Origin of the sequence: Halomonas piscis (assembly GCF_031886125.1) — a bacterium.
Lineage (GTDB): Bacteria > Pseudomonadota > Gammaproteobacteria > Pseudomonadales > Halomonadaceae > Vreelandella > Vreelandella piscis.
In genome coordinates this window covers 109,813-125,501 of sequence record NZ_CP119391.1, presented here as the reverse complement: position 1 = coordinate 125,501, position 15,689 = coordinate 109,813, and the positions used below count along the sequence as shown (strand labels likewise).

Genomic DNA, 15,689 nt, shown 5'->3' with positions numbered 1-15,689 from the left:
CAGCATGTATTTATGGGTGAAGGCGATCCATCTGATGGCCGTGGTTACATGGTTTGCCGCGCTGTTCTATCTGCCGAGGCTTTATGTCTACCATGCCATGGCGCGGGACAGCGACGAGCGCGAAAGCGTGGAAAACTTCAAGATCATGGAGCGCAAGCTGTACCGCGGCATCATGACGCCGTCGATGATTGCCGTCATCGTGCTGGGCCTTGTGCTGCTGGCACTTTCGCCCCAGTGGCTCAGCCAGGGATGGATGCACGCCAAGCTGTTTTTCGTGGTGCTGCTGATTGCCTACCACCACGTTTGTCTGATTTATCTCAAGCAGTTTGCCGAAGAGCGCTGTACCAAGCGCCACGTATTTTTCCGCTGGTTTAACGAACTGCCGGTGCTGGCGCTGATTGCGATCATGATTTTCGCCGTGGTGAAGCCCTTTTGACGGCGACAACGTTGAAAAACGACGCGCTCCCCCCGGTGGTGCTGGTACTCGCCGGCCATGATCCCACCGGCGGCGCCGGCATCATGGCCGACGGCGAAGCCGTGGCGGCCAACGGCGGCTGGGCGCTGACCGTGCCCACGGCGCTTACCGTACAGAGCTGCGCCGATGTGCGCCGGGTAGTGCCGGCGGATCCGGCCGTCATGGAAGAAGCGGTGGAGGCGCTGGCCGAGATGCCGGTAGCCGCGATCAAGATCGGATTGCTGGCGGATGCGGCCACGCTGGCGGCCGCCGAACGCATCGTGCGCCGCTTTCCCGGCGTGCCGGTGGTGATCGACCCGGTGCTCAAGGCCGGCGGCGGCGCTGAGTTGTCCACACCTGCTCTTTGCCAACGCTTTGTGGACAAGTTGATCGGGCAGGCGGATCTTCTCACCCCCAACCGCCACGAGCTTGCCCGGCTGACGCCGGAAATGGGCGGCGTTGATGACACCGATCGAGCCGTGGCGCTGCTGTCGGCGGGCTGTCAGAGCGTGCTGGTGACCGGCACCGACGACCCGCGGCCGGGGAGCGACGACGACACGGTGACCCACACCCTGCACACCCCGGAAAGCGCTCGCCAGTGGCACTGGCCGCGGCTGCCGGGGACGTATCACGGCTCGGGCTGTACCCTGGCGGCCGCCGTTGCGGCGCGCCTGGCCGCCGGCGAGGCGCTCGCCCCGGCATGCGAGCAGGCGCAGCGTTTCGCCTGGCAGAGCCTTGCCCACGGCTATCGGCCAGCGCACGGCCAGCAGTTGCCCAACCGCTTTTATACTCACCGTCACTGACACTTTTATCCTGAGGAGGATGTCATGACCACTTCCGCTGAGCTGTTTGAACTTGCCAGCCGCCGGATCCCCGGCGGCATTAACTCGCCGGTGCGCGCCTTCAAGGGCATGAATCGCCCGCCGGTTTTCATGGAGCGCGCCCAGGATGCCTACCTGTTCGACGTCGAAGGCAATCGCTACGTGGACTATGTAGGGTCCTGGGGGCCGATGATCACCGGCCACGCCGACCGCGACGTGCTCGCCGCCGTGCGTGCCCGGCTGGACAACGGCTTGTCCTTCGGCGCGCCCACCGCGGCGGAAACCACCATGGCCGATCTGATCTGCGAGATGATCCCGAGCATCGACATGGTGCGCATGACCAGCTCCGGCACCGAGGCCACCATGTCGGCCATTCGCCTGGCCCGGGGCTATACCGGCCGCGACAAGATCGTCAAGTTCGAGGGCAACTACCACGGCCATTCCGACTCGCTTTTGGTCAAGGCCGGCTCCGGCGCGCTGACCCACGGCGTGCCCAACTCGCCCGGCGTGCCGGCAGCGCTTGCCGAGCACACGGTAACGCTGTCGTTCAACGACCCGGACGGCGTGGAAGCCTGCTTTGAAGAGATTGGCGACGAGATTGCCGGCGTTATCGTCGAGCCGGTGGCCGGCAACATGAACTGCATTCCTGCCCTTCCCGAATTTCTTGAGACCCTGCGTCGGGTGTGCAACGAATACGGCAGCGTGCTGATCTTCGACGAAGTGATGACCGGTTTTCGCGTGGCCATGGGCGGCGCCCAGGCGTACTACGGCGTGACCCCGGACCTGACCTGCCTGGGCAAGATCGTCGGCGGCGGCATGCCGGTGGGCGCCTTCGGCGGCAGCCAGGAGATCATGGAGCAGATTTCGCCGCTGGGGCCGGTGTACCACGCCGGAACGCTGTCGGGGAACCCGCTGGCCATGGCCGCCGGCACCACGCTGTTGAACAAGGTACAGGTGCCGGGCTTCCACGATGCCCTGAGCCAGCGGGTCGAGACCCTGTGCAACGGCCTCAAGGAGCGCGCTGACGCTGCCGGTGTCCCCCTGGTGGTGCAGTCCGCCGGGGGCATGTTCGGGCTCTTCTTCACCGCCCAGAGCCGAGTGGACAACTTCGCCCAGGCTACCGCCTGCGACCCGGAAGCCTTCCGCCACTTCTTTACCGGCATGCTCGACCAAGGCGTGTATCTGGCGCCGTCGGCGTTCGAAGCCGGCTTCATGTCAAGCGCCCACACCGCCGAGGATATCCAGCACACCCTGGACGCCGCAGAAAAGGTGTTTGCCAGCATGGCCTGACGCCGAGAGGTCACAGTCGTGACCCCAAGCTTGCGCCTGCAAAGCCGCCTTTTCGGGTAATGCCAGTCAGTTAACGCTGACTGGCATTTTTCTTAGTGGGGTATTTCTGTGGTCGCCGCCTGACTGAGCGAGGATAAGATCGTTCGCGTCGTTCAGGCAGGACGAAGGAAGGTGCCATGTCCAGCATCGACTGAACCACGCCGGGCACGCGTCCTGGCGAGACCCAGGGCAGGATCGTTAACTCCTTGATGAGCCAGTGAGCAGCCTGATGGAAGCTGAGCTGATTGGGATGCACGGCATCCAGGCTATAGGCCATGCGAGCCATCTGGAAGCGGATCAGGTTATAGGCTAACAACGTGCCCCAGAGCTCCTGAAAGACCATCTCCGGGGTGCGGCTACGCAGTGTCAGGCGGTTACCCAGCAGAGATTGCTTCATTTCCCGGTAGCCCAGTTCGATTTCCCAGCGGTGGCTGTAGAGATCGACGATATCCGCCGCCGGAAAGCGCAGCGGGTCGGTCATCGAGGTCAGGATCTGCACTTCCTTGCCGTTCACCTTGCGGCGTAACAGCCGCGCCGTCATCGTCGGCGGCAAGGCTGGCCACTTCTTGCGCGCCTGAGGTGACGTCGACAGGGTCACCAGGCGATCCTGCCGGCCTAGTGAGCGCTCTTCCTGATACTGTGTTCCCTTCTTTAGAGGAATCAGCCAATGCCGCTGCTCGCCGGCGCTCTGCCAGGCATGCAGCAAACCCAGTGAGTAGAACCCACGATCAAACAGCGTCAGGGAGTGATCCGGGGTGCTGCCGATGAGCTGAGTGGTCAGCTCCATTTCACTGCTCGCGACACTGTCGAAGGCGGATCCCGTCAGCAGGTGGCTGGTCAGCTCCATCTGGCACACCATGCGAATCTGCGGATAGCTCGCCTCCCCCTGAGCATTGCGCGTGCGCGCAAAGGCTGCCTGATTCTCGGGAGAGTCAGGAGTACGCCAGACCACACCATCAACGCCCAGTAACGTCAGACCACTCCAGTGGGGGTGAGGGGTCTGCTGATGCCACAGGGCCTGGGTCTGCTCGAAGACGCGCTTGACGGGCTCCACTCCAAGCCGTTGACGTGCCTGCACCACGGCACTGGGCGCGACGAAGGGACGCTTGCCGGGCAGCATGATGTCGAGGTGATTGACGATCTGCCCCATCGGGATATGCCGAAACAAGGCCATCCCGACAACCGCCCAGACCACCATGTCCAACGGCAGGCGACGCTTGCGCAGTGTGGCCACGCCGGCTTCTTCAAGACAGGTGTCGATCAGTTCAGGGGAGAGCACCTCGGAGAGGCTGGAGAAATCGTCGGGTACCGACTTGGCGATGGCATCAATAGCGTCGCTGAAATGCATGGACCTTCCCGTGTCAGTGTGCCTGACACGGGAAGGTCTCATGATCAACTTATTGAGAACAGGCTTAACTGACTGGCATTAGCCTTTTCGGGCGGCTTTTTTTGGCTGCAAAAAAAGTCGCGATCGGCCGGCAAGCTTTGTACGTCGGGGGCTGGCCGACGTACACTGAGCGACTGCCAAGGAGACCAACATCATGACAGCAACACGCACTCTTGTGCTCGCCAGCGGCAATGCCGGAAAGCTCGGGGAGTTTGATCAAATTCTTCGCCCGCTGGGGATGGACGTGCGCCCCCAGGCGGACTTCGGCGTGACCGACGTCGAGGAAACCGGGCTGACCTTTGTGGAAAACGCGCTGCTCAAGGCACGTCAGGCCAGCCGGATCAGCGGCCTGCCGGCGCTGGCCGACGATTCGGGGCTGGAAGTCGACGCTCTGAACGGCCAGCCGGGCATCCATTCCGCCCGTTTCGCCGGCGAGCCCAAGAGCGACGAGCGCAACAACGCCCGGCTGCTCGAGGCGCTTGCCGACTGCCCGGAAGGCCAGCGCACCGGCCGCTACTGGTGCGTGCTGGTGTATCTGCGCCACGCCTTTGACCCGGTGCCGGTCATTGTTCAGCGCGCCTGGGAAGGCGAGGTGCTGGCCCACCCCCGGGGCGAAGGCGGCTTTGGCTACGACCCGCTGTTCTGGCTGCCCGCTCAGGCCATGAGCGCCGCCGAGCTGCCCGCCGAGGAAAAGAACCGCCTCAGTCATCGCGGCCGTGCCCTTGACGCTCTGGTCGAAGAGCTCAAGACCGTCCGCCACGAGATGCCGACGACTCCCCAAGAGGTCTCGTGAAACACCGCGCCATGACGTCACTGCCGCCGCTGTCGCTTTATATCCACACGCCCTGGTGCGTGCGCAAGTGCCCCTACTGCGACTTCAACTCCCACGAATCCGGCCGCGAAGCGCTGCCGGAAAGCGCCTATCTGGCGGCGCTGCTGGAAGATCTCGATCAGGATCTGGCCCTTGCCCGGGGTCGCGAGCTTGTCGCCATCTTCATTGGCGGCGGCACGCCGAGCCTGCTGTCGCCGGGGTTCTATCGCACCCTCATGGCAGAAATTCGCCAGCGCCTGGGGTTTGCGGCGGACATCGAAATCACCCTGGAAGCCAACCCCGGCACCACCGAGCAGCAGCGTTTCAGCGGCTACCGCGACGCCGGCATCAACCGGCTGTCGCTGGGCGTGCAGAGCTTTCAGCGCGACCAGCTGGCCGCGCTGGGGCGCATCCACGACGGCGCCGAGGCGGTGCGGGCCGTCGAACAGGCCCGGGCCGGCGGCTTTGATAATATCAACATCGACATCATGCACGGCTTGCCCGGACAAACGCCGGCGCTGGCGCTCGACGACCTGGAGCAGGCCCTGGCGCTTTCGCCCGAACACCTCTCCTGGTACCAGCTGACCCTTGAGCCCAACACCGCATTTCACGCTCGGCCGCCGGTGCTGCCCGAGGAAGAAACCCTCTGGGACATCCAGGACCTGGGCCACGAGCGCCTGCTCCAGGCGGGGCTCGAGCGCTATGAAATCTCGGCCTACGCCCGCCCGGAGCGCCAAAGCCGGCACAACCTCAACTATTGGCGGTTCGGCGACTACCTGGGGATCGGCGCCGGCGCCCACGGCAAGCTCAGCCACGTCGACGCCACGGGCCAGTGGACCGTCGAGCGGCGCTGGAAAACCCGCCAGCCCGAGGCCTATTTGCAGCGCCGCCGGGATATGCGAGGGTTTGTGGCGGGCAAGCGCGAAGTCACTGCGGAAGAGCTGCCGCTGGAGTTCTGCATGAACGCTCTGCGGCTGACCGGCGGCGTCGAGACCGCGCTCTGGCAGGCCCGCACCGGCCAGTCATCCGCCGCGCTGCGCCAGCGTTTGCAAGGCAGTGTCAAAAAAGGACTTTTGCAGGAAACCTCAGAAAAACTGCAACCTACGCCCCAAGGTCTATTATTCTTGAACGAGCTGCTGGCTGATATCAGCCACCCTTGAGCGTAATTTCTGTGACATGACCCTGAAGGAGAAAACGATGCGCATGACTCGAATAATGGTTCCCCTGGCTGCCGCCATACTGCTGGCCGGCTGCGCCGGCCAGGGCGGCTACGGCGGTAGCCAACGCGGCGGCGGTGTCTCCACCACCGCCAAGGGGTCAGGGATTGGCGCGGCCGTGGGTGCGGCTGCCGGTGCCCTTTCCGGCGACGGCAGCACCAGCCGCCGCGACCGCGCGCTGATCGGCGCCGCCGTGGGCGCGGCCGCCGGCGCCGGCGTGGGCGCCTACATGGATCGCCAGGAAAAGGAGCTGCGCCGGGGGCTTGAGGGCTCGCGCATCGAAGTTGACCGCCAGGGCGACGACATCGTGCTCAACATGCCCAGCAAGGTGACGTTCGACTTCGATTCCGCCCAGCTGACCGGCCAGGCGCAAAACGCGCTGAACGAAGTCGCCAACGTGCTCAGTCAGTATCAGGATACCCGGGTCAACATCGCCGGGCATACCGACAGCACCGGCGATGCCAGCTATAACCAGCGCCTCTCCGAGCGCCGGGCGCAGTCCGTGGGCAACTACCTGAGCCAGGGCGGGGTGGCATCCTCGCGGCTCAACACTACGGGCTACGGTGAAAACCAGCCGGTGGCCAGCAACAATACCGATGCGGGCCGGGCCCAGAACCGCCGCGTGGAAATTACCCTCACGCCCACCGAGGGAGCCGGTAACCGCGGTGGCGGCCGGCGTCAGCAGGGCCAGCGCCGCTGATGCTATAATCGCGACCCGTCCGTGAGTCAAAGCCCGCCATACAGGATGGCGGGCTTTTTCCATTCGGGGCGCTCGCTACTCCTTGTCGCCGTTCTTGTTTCCGGAATCTCGCCGTGTTTGTTTCATCCCCTGTTCTTTTGCGCCTGAGCGCGCTGCTTGTCGCCGCCATGCTGCTTGGCGGCTGCGCGCTGCCGCCGCCGGGCCCGCGGCCGGCAAGCCAGCTGCTTTCCGTGCAGCAGGCCGCGGATACCCGCCTGGGCCGCGCCCTTGACCAGCGCCTGGCCGATCACCCCGGGGGCGTCAGCGGTATCTATCCGCTGGCCGAGCCGCTGAATGCCTTTACCGCCCGGGCGCTGCTGGCCCAGGGCGCTGACAAGACCCTGGACGTGCAGTATTACATCTGGGCCGACGACACCATCGGCCGGCTGCTGTTTCGCGCCCTGCACGACGCCGCCAAGCGCGGCGTGCGCGTGCGTTTGCTGCTGGATGACAACGGTATCGCCGGGCTGGACGAAACCCTTGCCGCCCTGGACGCCCATCCCAATATGGAGATCAGGCTGTTCAACCCCTTTCCCATTCGCACGCCCAAGTGGCTGGGCTATCTTTGGGATTTCCCCCGGCTCAACCGTCGCATGCACAGCAAATCGTTCACCGTCGATGGCCAGGCCACCATCATCGGCGGGCGCAACGTCGCCGATGAGTATTTTGGCGCCAATCCCCAAAGCCGCTTTGCCGATCTCGATGTCCTCGCGCTCGGGCCTGCCGCCCGAAAGGTCAACCAGGAGTTTGACCGCTACTGGGCCAGCGCCCCGGCCTACCCGGTAAAAAAGCTGCTGTCCGACGTGGAAGACCCCGACGCGATACTTGACGAGGTGCTGAAACCCAGCGACGACGCCGCGCGCTATCGCAATGCCCTGGCGCAGTCCGACTTTCTCGACCGGCTGCTGGACGAGTCTTTGGCCATGACCTGGGCCCGGGTGGACGTCGTAAGCGACGACCCTGAAAAAGTGCTCGGCGACGTCCACAAGGACCGCTTGATGAGCCGCCAGCTGGCCGCGGCGCTGGAGGATCCCCAAAACTCGGTGACCCTGGTATCGCCGTATTTCATTCCGGGAAAGAAGGGGGGGAAGCTGTTCAGCGAGCTGGAAGATCGGGGCGTCGACGTCACGGTGCTGACCAACTCCCTGGCAGCCAACGACGTGGCGCTGGTGCACTCGGGGTACGCCAAATACCGCCGGGCTCTGCTCGACGCCGGCGTCACGCTCTTTGAAACTCGGCGCGCAGCCACCGGCGCCGAGAAGCAGCCCCGCGCCGGGGTGATGAGCAGCGCCGCCTCGAGCCTGCACGCCAAGACCTTTGCCGTGGACGGCGAAGTGCTGTTCATCGGTTCGCTCAACTTCGACCCGCGCTCGACCCACCTCAACACCGAGATCGGCTTCTTGATCGACAGCCCCGAACTGGCCGCCGACATGGAGGGCGCCTTCGACGACGAAGTGCCCCAAAACGCCTATCGAGTCACCCTGGAAGACGGCGAGCTTCGCTGGCACGAAACCCGCGACGGCGAGCCCGTTACCCATCGCCGCGAGCCGGATACCAGCCTCGCCAAGCGCTGGATGGTCAAGGCGTTTTCCCTGCTGCCGCTGGAACCGCTGCTATAATGGCCAACCCCCTGCGGCCGGACACCGGCCTTGCTGAAACGGCGCTGCGCGAGGGCCGTATCGCGACCGGCGAGTCGCCCTGGCAGACGCCGCTGCGGCTCTATCAGGACGCCATGCTCAGCGTCTATTACGCCCCCATGGAATACGTCACGCTCGATGCCAAGGTCGTGCTCTGCGGCATTACTCCCGGGGCAACGCAGGTCCGAGCGGCGCTGGCAAACGCCCGTCAGGTGCTGGATCGGGGCGGAACGATAGCCGACGCTCGGCGAACGGCCAAGCGCAACGCCGTCTTTATCGGTTTGCGCGAGTCGATTGCCGCCATGCTCGACGCCGTGGGGCTCAACCGGCGGCTGAAAATCGCCACCTGCGCTTCGTTATTTGGCGATAACGCCGACCTTCTTCACTGCACCAACGCCCTGCGCCACCCGGTGGTGCTGGCTAGCGGCCGCGGCTACAACGGCACCCCCGCCCCGCATCACCACGCCTACCTGAATACCCTGATGCGCGCCTGTCTGCATGAAGAAATTCGCACGCTGGGCGAACGTGCTCTGTGGCTGCCGCTGGGCCGTGCCGCCGCCGCGGCGCTCAAACGCGCCCGGGAGGCCGGCCTGCTGGCCCCGGAGCAGCTGCTCGACGGCCTGCCGCACCCTTCCGGCGCCAACCGCGAGCGGATTCTCTACTTCACCAGACAAAAAAGCCGCGCCGCGCTCAGCCGCCAGACCAACCCGGACATGCTGGACGCCGCCAGGGACGGGCTTGCCGCGCGCATAGGCGGACTGAACGGGGTGAGCGGGTTAAACGCATAGTCTGTTAGCATATGCCCATATTCTGACTGCTGCTGCGCTGCCGCGATAACGGCCGCGCAGAGCTGCGTATGAGGCAAGAATGCACAATCTGGAACAACAGTTTCTCAAAGAGCTGGACGACAAGCTGTGGCAAGCCGCCGACAAGCTCCGGGCCAATCTGGACGCCGCCAACTATAAGCATGTGGTGCTGGGGCTGATCTTTTTGAAGTACGTCTCCGATGCCTTTGAAGCGCGCCAGGCCGAGCTGCTTGAGCGCTTCAAGGATGCAAACGACGACATCTACTACCTGCCGCCGGAAGACTTTGACAGCGACGCGGAATACCGCGAAGAGCTGGGTGAAGAGTTGGAGGTGCTCGACTACTATCGTGAAGACAACGTGTTCTGGGTGCCTAAAACCGCGCGCTGGAGCACGCTGAAGGAGAAGGCCGTGCTGCCGGTGGGTACCGTGCTGTGGCAGGACGCCGCCGGGCGCGACGTCAAATTGCGTTCGGTATCCTGGCTAATTGATAACGCCCTGGATGAGATCGAAAAGCACAACGACGGCCTCAAGGGCATTCTCAACCGCATTAGCCATTTTCAGCTGGAAAACGATAAGCTGCTGGGCCTGATCAACACCTTCTCGGACACCTCATTTACCCGCCCGGTGTTCGATGGCCAAACGCTGAACCTGCAAAGCAAGGATATTCTCGGCCACGTTTACGAGTATTTTCTCGGCCAGTTCGCCCTCGCTGAAGGCAAGCAGGGCGGCCAGTATTACACGCCCAAAAGCATCGTTACTCTGATTGTCGAGATGCTGGAGCCCTACGCCGGGCGGGTGTATGACCCGGCCATGGGCTCCGGCGGTTTTTTTGTCTCCAGCGACAAGTTCATCGAAAACCACGCCGGCAAGCAGCATTACGACGCCGCCGAGCAGAAAAAGCACATTTCGGTGTACGGCCAGGAATCCAACCCCACCACCTGGCGGCTGGCGGCGATGAACATGGCCATTCGCGGCATCGACTTTGACTTTGGCCGAGCGCCTGCGGATACCTTCCTCAACGACAAGCATCCGGACCTGCGCGCGGATTTCGTCATGGCCAACCCGCCGTTCAACATGAAGGACTGGTGGAATGAGTCGCTGGCTGACGACGCCCGCTGGAAGTACGGCACGCCGCCCAAGGGCAACGCCAACTTTGCCTGGATGCAGCATATGCTGTACCACCTGGCGCCCGCCGGCAGCATGGCGCTGCTGCTGGCCAACGGCTCGATGAGCTCCGCCACCGGCGGCGAGGGCGCGATCCGAAAGCGGCTGGTGGAAGAAGACCTGGTCGAGTGCATGGTGGCCCTGCCCGGGCAGCTTTTCACCAACACCCAGATTCCCGCCTGTATCTGGTTTTTAACCAGGGACAAAAGCGGCGGGCTCTCGCCCAACAAGGTGAAAAAGCGCGCTCGCCGGAGCGAAGTACTGTTTATCGACGCCCGCAACGTCGGCTACATGAAAGACCGCGTGCTGCGCGATTTTTCCGCCGAAGATATCGCCACTATCACCGACACCTTCCACGCTTGGCAAAAAGGCGAGAGCGACGCACAAGGAGCGGCCTACGTAGATATTCCCGGCTTCTGCAAGTCCGCCACGCTGGACGAGATCAAAAAGCACGACTTTGTGCTCACCCCCGGCCGCTACGTCGGCGCGCCGGAGCAGGAAGACGACGGCGAGCCCTTCGCCGACAAAATGGCCTGGCTCACCGGCCAGCTCAAGGAGCAGTTTGCCGAAAGCGAGCGGCTGGAAGCGGAGATCAAACGTAATCTTGGGGAGCTGGGTCATGCTTTGGATTGATACAACTGTTGGGGATTTTTGCCCACTTGTATATGGCAAGGCAATTAAAAGACAGGACCAGCTACAGGGTGGGTTCCCTGTATATGGCTCTAATGGGATGTATGCATACTCCGCGAAAAAACTGGTCAGTCCTCATGCTGTAATTGTTGGTCGAAAAGGTTCTGTAGGTAAAGTTCATCTTAGCCAAAGTCCATGTTGGGTTAGCGATACGGCATTTTACGTGCAATATGGCTCTCTTGAAGATGCCTATTTTACGTATTACCTGCTTTCGACTTTAAGGCTTGAGAGCATGAATACTGACGCAGCTGTTCCTGGCTTGAACCGTAATAATGCTCATCGACTTAATATTAGAATCCCAGAAAAAAATGAAGACCGAAAAAGGCTTGTTACTCCACTAATAGTTCTCGACAAAAAAATTAAACTCAACCACCAAATCAACCAAACCCTCGAAAAGATGGCCCAAGCCATCTTCAAAAGCTGGTTTGTCGATTTCGAGCCGGTCAAAGCCAAGATCGCCGCACTGGACGCTGGCGGCAGCGAGGAAGACGCTCTGCTCGCCGCCATGCTGGCCGTTTCCGGAAAGACGCGGGAAGACCTAACCCGCCTCCAGGCCGAACAGCCCGAGCAATACGCCGAGCTCCGTGCCACCGCCGAGCTGTTTCCGTCGGCTATGCAGGATAGTGAATTGGGGGAGATTCCGGAGGGGTGGTGCGTTAGTCAAATTGGCGATGAGGTAACGGTGGCAGGCGGCGGGACTCCATCTACCAAAAACTCAGACTTCTGGGAAAACGGCGAGATCAACTGGACATCCCCCAAAGATCTATCGAATCTTGCAGACAAAGTGCTCGTCGAAACCGAGCGCAAAATAACTGAAGCAGGTCTTGCGAAGGTTAGCTCTGGGCTACTACCAGTTGATACCGTGCTGATGTCATCACGGGCACCAGTTGGGTATCTGGCCCTCGCCAAGATCCCCGTAGCCGTAAACCAAGGCTATATTGCGATGAAATGCGAAAAGGCATTAAGCCCTGAGTTCGTTATTCAGTGGTGCGCGGCCTACATGGACGAAATCAAAAGCCGGGCCAGCGGCACCACGTTCGCAGAGATTAGTAAAAAGAACTTCAGAATCATCCCGGTGGTAACGCCTCCAGAAGCACTGATTTCGGTTTACTCGAAACAAACATCTTCGCTCTACGAAGTCATTGAGAATAACGTCCGGGAGTCGGACATCCTCGCAAAACTACGTGATTCCTTGCTCCCCAAGCTACTCTCCGGCGAACTTTCCGTATCCGCGGCAGAAACTCAGCTAGCCGAAGCCGAGGAGCCTGCCAATGTTTAAGATCGACCCTGCCAGCAACCGCATCCAACCATTGGAAGCTAAACGCTTTAGCGACCTCGGCTTTACCGAACGCGCGCACCTGCAGGAATGGCTGGAAAGCTGCCCCGAAGCGCTGGCTCAGAGCAGCGGGGAAGAGCTGCTGATCATCCAGAAGGAGTTTAACGGCTTTGACGGCACCCAAGAGCGGCTGGATCTGCTGGCCATCGACAAGGACGGTAATCTTGTCATAATCGAAAACAAACTCGATGACAGCGGCCGAGATGTGGTGTGGCAGGCGCTCAAATACGCTAGCTACTGCGCCAATCTGAAAAAACAGCAGGTAGTAGAGGTATTTCAGCGTTATCTGAATCAAAAAGCTCTCAATGACGACAGCGAGCCGCAGGATGCTGAAGCGCTTTTGCTTGAGTTTCTCGAAGCTGACGACCTGCCCTCGGTTCAGCTCAACACGTTAAAAAGCCAGCGGCTGATTCTGGTGGCGGCGAACTATCGCAAGGAAGTCACCAATACGGTGCTGTGGCTGAGTCAATTTGGCGTTATCTGCCAGTGCTTCAAGGTCACGCCCTACCAGGCCGGAGACGAGCTGTTTCTCAACGTGGAGCAGATTATCCCCACGCCAGAAGCGGCCGACTTCATGATCGGCATGATGGCCAAGGAAGCAGAAGAAAAAAGCGTCAATACTGAACAAAAACATAGCCATACCCTGCGGCTGGCCTTTTGGGAGCAGGCGCTTGAAGTTTTTGTCCAAAGCGAGTGCAAGCTTTATAACAATATCAGCCCGACAAAAGATCACTGGCTGAGTGCCGGGTCCGGCATTAGCGGGATGCCTTACCAGCTAATCTTCGGCAAAAATGAAGTCCGTGTAGGGCTCAGCCTGCAAAACAGTCAGGCACAAGCCAATACTCTGGTATTTGAGCAGCTAGAAGCCTCCAGGCAGACTATCGAGCAGGCTTTTGGCAACACCATGGACTGGCTGCCGCTGCCCAATAAAAAGGCCTGCCGCATACAGTTTGCCAAGCCCGTAGACGGCTACGACAAGGCCAACTGGCCGAAGATGATCGAGTGGCTGGTCGAGCATATGACTCGGCTGGAGCAGGCGCTACACGAGCCCTTGAAAGCGGCCAATCAGGCGCTGAAAAAAACCACCTTCAGCGCACCTGTCGAGCCTATCGAGGGTGAATCCAGTGAGGGCAGCGTAGATGCTTGATATCGCCACCCTGGAAGACATTGCTGCCCTTCAGGAAAGTACCGATGTGGAGTGCAAGCTGGCTCAGGGGCGGGACGGCAAAGGAGCTTTACCCAAAGACTTTTGGCCGACCTACAGCGCCTTTGCCAACACGCGCGGCGGCGATGTATTTCTGGGCGTGCGCGAAAAGGCCGGTGGCCGCTTTGAACTTGCCGGTTTGGATAATCCTCAAAAGCTCGTCGATGAGCTGTGGACCGGGCTCAACAATGCTCAAAAAGTGAGCTGTAACCTGCTCGATGAGCATTCGCTGAAAGTGCTGGAAATCGACGGCGAGGCCGTGGTGCATATTCATGTGCCCGCGGCTGCCCGCAAGCAAAAGCCGGTTTACCTGAAGGGCAACCCGCTGACAGGTACATATCGCCGCTTTAACAGCACCGATCATCGGCTGGCCGAAGAGTCGGTGCGCCGCATGCTGGCCGAGCAGATAGAAGACAGCCGCGATGATCAGATATTACCAGGCTTCGGCTGGGACGATATCAACCCCCAAAGCCTCACCATTTATCGGCAGATGCTGAAAGATGCCAAGCCGGGGCATCCATTCCTTGAGCATGACGACTTTCACCTATTGAAGAAACTCAAAGGCTGGCGCCGGGACCGACAAACGGGAGAGGAAGGGCTGACGCTTGCAGGTTTGCTGATGTTTGGCGTTTGGGATGCCATTCAGGAGGCGGCACCGCACTATTTTGTCGACTATCAGGAGCGCCCCGAAGCCAAAACCGAGCTGCGCTGGGTCGACCGCCTGGTGCCTGATGGCAGCTGGTCGGGTAATCTTTTTGATTTCTATCGAATTGTGTACCACAAGCTGACCAACCCGGAAACGCTGAAAGTGCCGTTTCGCTTGAAGTCAGGCCAGCGGCGAGACGATACGCCAGTACACGAGGCGATCCGTGAGGCCTTGGTCAACACGTTGATACACGCCGATTTTACCGGCCGCGTCTCGGTATTGGTCGTCAAGCGCCCGGATATGCTGGGCTTGCGCAACCCGGGCAATATGCGTATTCCGCTGGACAGAGCCGTGCGTGGCGGGGAATCTGACTGCCGCAATCGCATCATGCATCAGATGTTTTTGATGATTGGGCTAGGGGAACGCGCCGGGTCCGGTATACCCAAGATATACAGCGGCTGGGACTGGCGGCATTGGCGGCGTCCGGCGCTTTATGAAGTCGACGAGCCGCCACAAACGCTGCTTGAGCTGCGTATGCTGGAGCTGATGCCTGAGGAAATCCAACAGCAGCTAACCGATCGTTTTGGCGATGCGTACAGCACGTTATCGCGCCTAGAGCGCTTGATTCTAGCGACGGCAGCCACGGAGCAGGTGGTGTCGCATGGTCGTATTTCGGAGATTACCACGGAGCACGCCCATGACATCACGCAGGTGCTGCAGTCTCTGGTCAAGCAAGGCATGCTGGAGTCCAACGGGCAGCACGGCCGCGCAGTCGTCTATCACCTTCCCGGGGCCAATATGCCGACTCCTGAGCAGGTGTTTGGCGTATCCATGGAGGCTCAGCCAAGCGCTTTGCCAACCTCAAAAAATCAGCACGCAGCAAGTTTTGGGGGTAAGACAAATGACTCCGGTGGTAAGGTGAGCTGCTCCGGCGGTAAGCAAAATTACTCCGGTGATAAGACAAGCTTCTCCGGCGGTAAGCAAAATTACTCCGGTGGTAAGGAAAGCTACTCCGGCGATAGCATGGATACCGGCAACGGGAATCACACGAGCACTCGGCCTGGCGCTACTGACCGCCGTGATGAAATGGGCCGACTTCTTTCTCCGGAGCTTGATGCACCGGCAATCCATGACTTAACCACGCTGGCCCATGACTTTTATGCACGGCTTGAAGCCATTGCCTTACCTTCTGCTACCAGTAAGCGGCTGCAACCGGCTGTTATGCGTTCGATTATTTATCAGCTATGCGACGGGCAGTATGTCACCCGCGCCTGCCTGGCCAGGCTACTGAATCGAACGGCCGATACGTTACGTCATCAGCACTTACGGCAGATGATTGAAGACGGCTCGTTAAGACCGGCTTTTCCACAAACGCCGAATGACAAGCGTCAGGCTTATATTGCGATTGCCTCGGAGAAGCAAAAGCCAGAGGGCGGTACAGAATAAA

Annotated in this window: 13 protein-coding genes; 12 read left to right on the top strand and 1 reads right to left on the bottom strand. The window is 60.9% G+C overall.

Annotation, left to right across the window (positions count from 1 at the left end; translation table 11 throughout):
* Window positions 1-4: 4 nt before the first annotated feature.
* Genes hemJ through hemL form a run of 3 tightly spaced genes read left to right on the top strand, consistent with a single transcriptional unit; the run spans window position 5 to window position 2,565 of the window.
* Complete coding sequence (gene hemJ, locus P1P91_RS00545; RefSeq protein WP_311883797.1) at window positions 5-436, top strand: protoporphyrinogen oxidase HemJ; 432 nt, start codon at window positions 5-7, stop codon at window positions 434-436.
* 11 nt (window positions 437-447) lie between these two features.
* On the top strand, window positions 448-1,257 hold the full coding sequence (thiD, locus tag P1P91_RS00540; RefSeq protein ID WP_311883795.1) for a bifunctional hydroxymethylpyrimidine kinase/phosphomethylpyrimidine kinase: 810 nt from the start codon (window positions 448-450) through the stop codon (window positions 1,255-1,257).
* Between the two features lie 24 nt (window positions 1,258-1,281).
* Window positions 1,282-2,565, top strand: a complete 1,284-nt coding sequence (gene hemL, locus P1P91_RS00535; RefSeq protein ID WP_311883793.1) for a glutamate-1-semialdehyde 2,1-aminomutase — start codon at window positions 1,282-1,284, stop codon at window positions 2,563-2,565.
* A 70-nt stretch (window positions 2,566-2,635) separates the two neighbouring features.
* Here the strand turns inward: hemL and P1P91_RS00530 are convergent, their stop codons facing one another.
* Window positions 2,636-3,952 (bottom strand): IS4 family transposase, encoded by a 1,317-nt coding sequence (locus P1P91_RS00530; RefSeq protein ID WP_311882673.1) that lies wholly within the window; start codon window positions 3,950-3,952, stop codon window positions 2,636-2,638.
* Between the two features lie 193 nt (window positions 3,953-4,145).
* Here P1P91_RS00530 and rdgB point away from each other — a divergent pair, with 193 nt between their 5' ends.
* From rdgB to P1P91_RS00485, 9 genes are all read left to right on the top strand, one after another.
* The gene (rdgB, locus tag P1P91_RS00525) at window positions 4,146-4,784 is read left to right on the top strand and encodes an RdgB/HAM1 family non-canonical purine NTP pyrophosphatase (RefSeq protein WP_311883792.1); all 639 of its coding nucleotides are present in this window, start codon (window positions 4,146-4,148) and stop codon (window positions 4,782-4,784) included.
* Window positions 4,785-4,795: 11 nt separating this feature from the next.
* Window positions 4,796-5,962 (top strand): radical SAM family heme chaperone HemW, encoded by a 1,167-nt coding sequence (hemW, locus tag P1P91_RS00520; RefSeq protein ID WP_311885821.1) that lies wholly within the window; start codon window positions 4,796-4,798, stop codon window positions 5,960-5,962.
* 37 nt (window positions 5,963-5,999) lie between these two features.
* Complete coding sequence (locus P1P91_RS00515; protein ID WP_311883790.1) at window positions 6,000-6,719, top strand: OmpA family protein; 720 nt, start codon at window positions 6,000-6,002, stop codon at window positions 6,717-6,719.
* A gap of 113 nt (window positions 6,720-6,832) precedes the next feature.
* Complete coding sequence (locus P1P91_RS00510; RefSeq protein WP_311883789.1) at window positions 6,833-8,377, top strand: phospholipase D family protein; 1,545 nt, start codon at window positions 6,833-6,835, stop codon at window positions 8,375-8,377.
* Window positions 8,377-9,183, top strand: a complete 807-nt coding sequence (locus P1P91_RS00505; protein WP_311883787.1) for a uracil-DNA glycosylase family protein — start codon at window positions 8,377-8,379, stop codon at window positions 9,181-9,183. Before P1P91_RS00510 ends, P1P91_RS00505 begins: the two co-directional genes overlap by 1 nt.
* Window positions 9,184-9,262: 79 nt before the next feature.
* The gene (locus P1P91_RS00500) at window positions 9,263-10,999 is read left to right on the top strand and encodes a class I SAM-dependent DNA methyltransferase (protein WP_311883785.1); all 1,737 of its coding nucleotides are present in this window, start codon (window positions 9,263-9,265) and stop codon (window positions 10,997-10,999) included.
* The gene (locus P1P91_RS00495; RefSeq protein WP_311883783.1) at window positions 10,986-12,335 is read left to right on the top strand and encodes a restriction endonuclease subunit S; all 1,350 of its coding nucleotides are present in this window, start codon (window positions 10,986-10,988) and stop codon (window positions 12,333-12,335) included. The genes P1P91_RS00500 and P1P91_RS00495 overlap by 14 nt, the downstream gene beginning before the upstream one ends.
* Window positions 12,328-13,539, top strand: a complete 1,212-nt coding sequence (locus P1P91_RS00490) for a DUF4268 domain-containing protein (protein WP_311883782.1) — start codon at window positions 12,328-12,330, stop codon at window positions 13,537-13,539. The genes P1P91_RS00495 and P1P91_RS00490 overlap by 8 nt, the downstream gene beginning before the upstream one ends.
* Entirely contained in the window at window positions 13,532-15,688 is a 2,157-nt protein-coding gene (locus P1P91_RS00485; protein ID WP_311883781.1) for an RNA-binding domain-containing protein, read from the top strand. The genes P1P91_RS00490 and P1P91_RS00485 overlap by 8 nt, the downstream gene beginning before the upstream one ends.
* Window position 15,689: the final 1 nt, after the last annotated feature.

Bases quoted from the DNA above. Each gene is read 5' to 3' on its own strand.
- hemJ (WP_311883797.1), top strand. From the start codon at position 5: ATGTATTTATGGGTGAAGGCGATCCATCTGATGGCCGTGGTTACATGG.
- hemL (WP_311883793.1), top strand. From the start codon at position 1,282: ATGACCACTTCCGCTGAGCTGTTTGAACTTGCCAGCCGCCGGATCCCC.
- P1P91_RS00530 (WP_311882673.1), bottom strand. From the start codon at position 3,952: ATGCATTTCAGCGACGCTATTGATGCCATCGCCAAGTCGGTACCCGAC.
- rdgB (WP_311883792.1), top strand. From the start codon at position 4,146: ATGACAGCAACACGCACTCTTGTGCTCGCCAGCGGCAATGCCGGAAAG.
- hemW (WP_311885821.1), top strand. From the start codon at position 4,796: ATGACGTCACTGCCGCCGCTGTCGCTTTATATCCACACGCCCTGGTGC.
- P1P91_RS00515 (WP_311883790.1), top strand. From the start codon at position 6,000: ATGCGCATGACTCGAATAATGGTTCCCCTGGCTGCCGCCATACTGCTG.
- P1P91_RS00505 (WP_311883787.1), top strand. From the start codon at position 8,377: ATGGCCAACCCCCTGCGGCCGGACACCGGCCTTGCTGAAACGGCGCTG.
- P1P91_RS00500 (WP_311883785.1), top strand. From the start codon at position 9,263: ATGCACAATCTGGAACAACAGTTTCTCAAAGAGCTGGACGACAAGCTG.
- P1P91_RS00495 (WP_311883783.1), top strand. From the start codon at position 10,986: ATGCTTTGGATTGATACAACTGTTGGGGATTTTTGCCCACTTGTATAT.
- P1P91_RS00490 (WP_311883782.1), top strand. From the start codon at position 12,328: ATGTTTAAGATCGACCCTGCCAGCAACCGCATCCAACCATTGGAAGCT.
- P1P91_RS00485 (WP_311883781.1), top strand. From the start codon at position 13,532: ATGCTTGATATCGCCACCCTGGAAGACATTGCTGCCCTTCAGGAAAGT.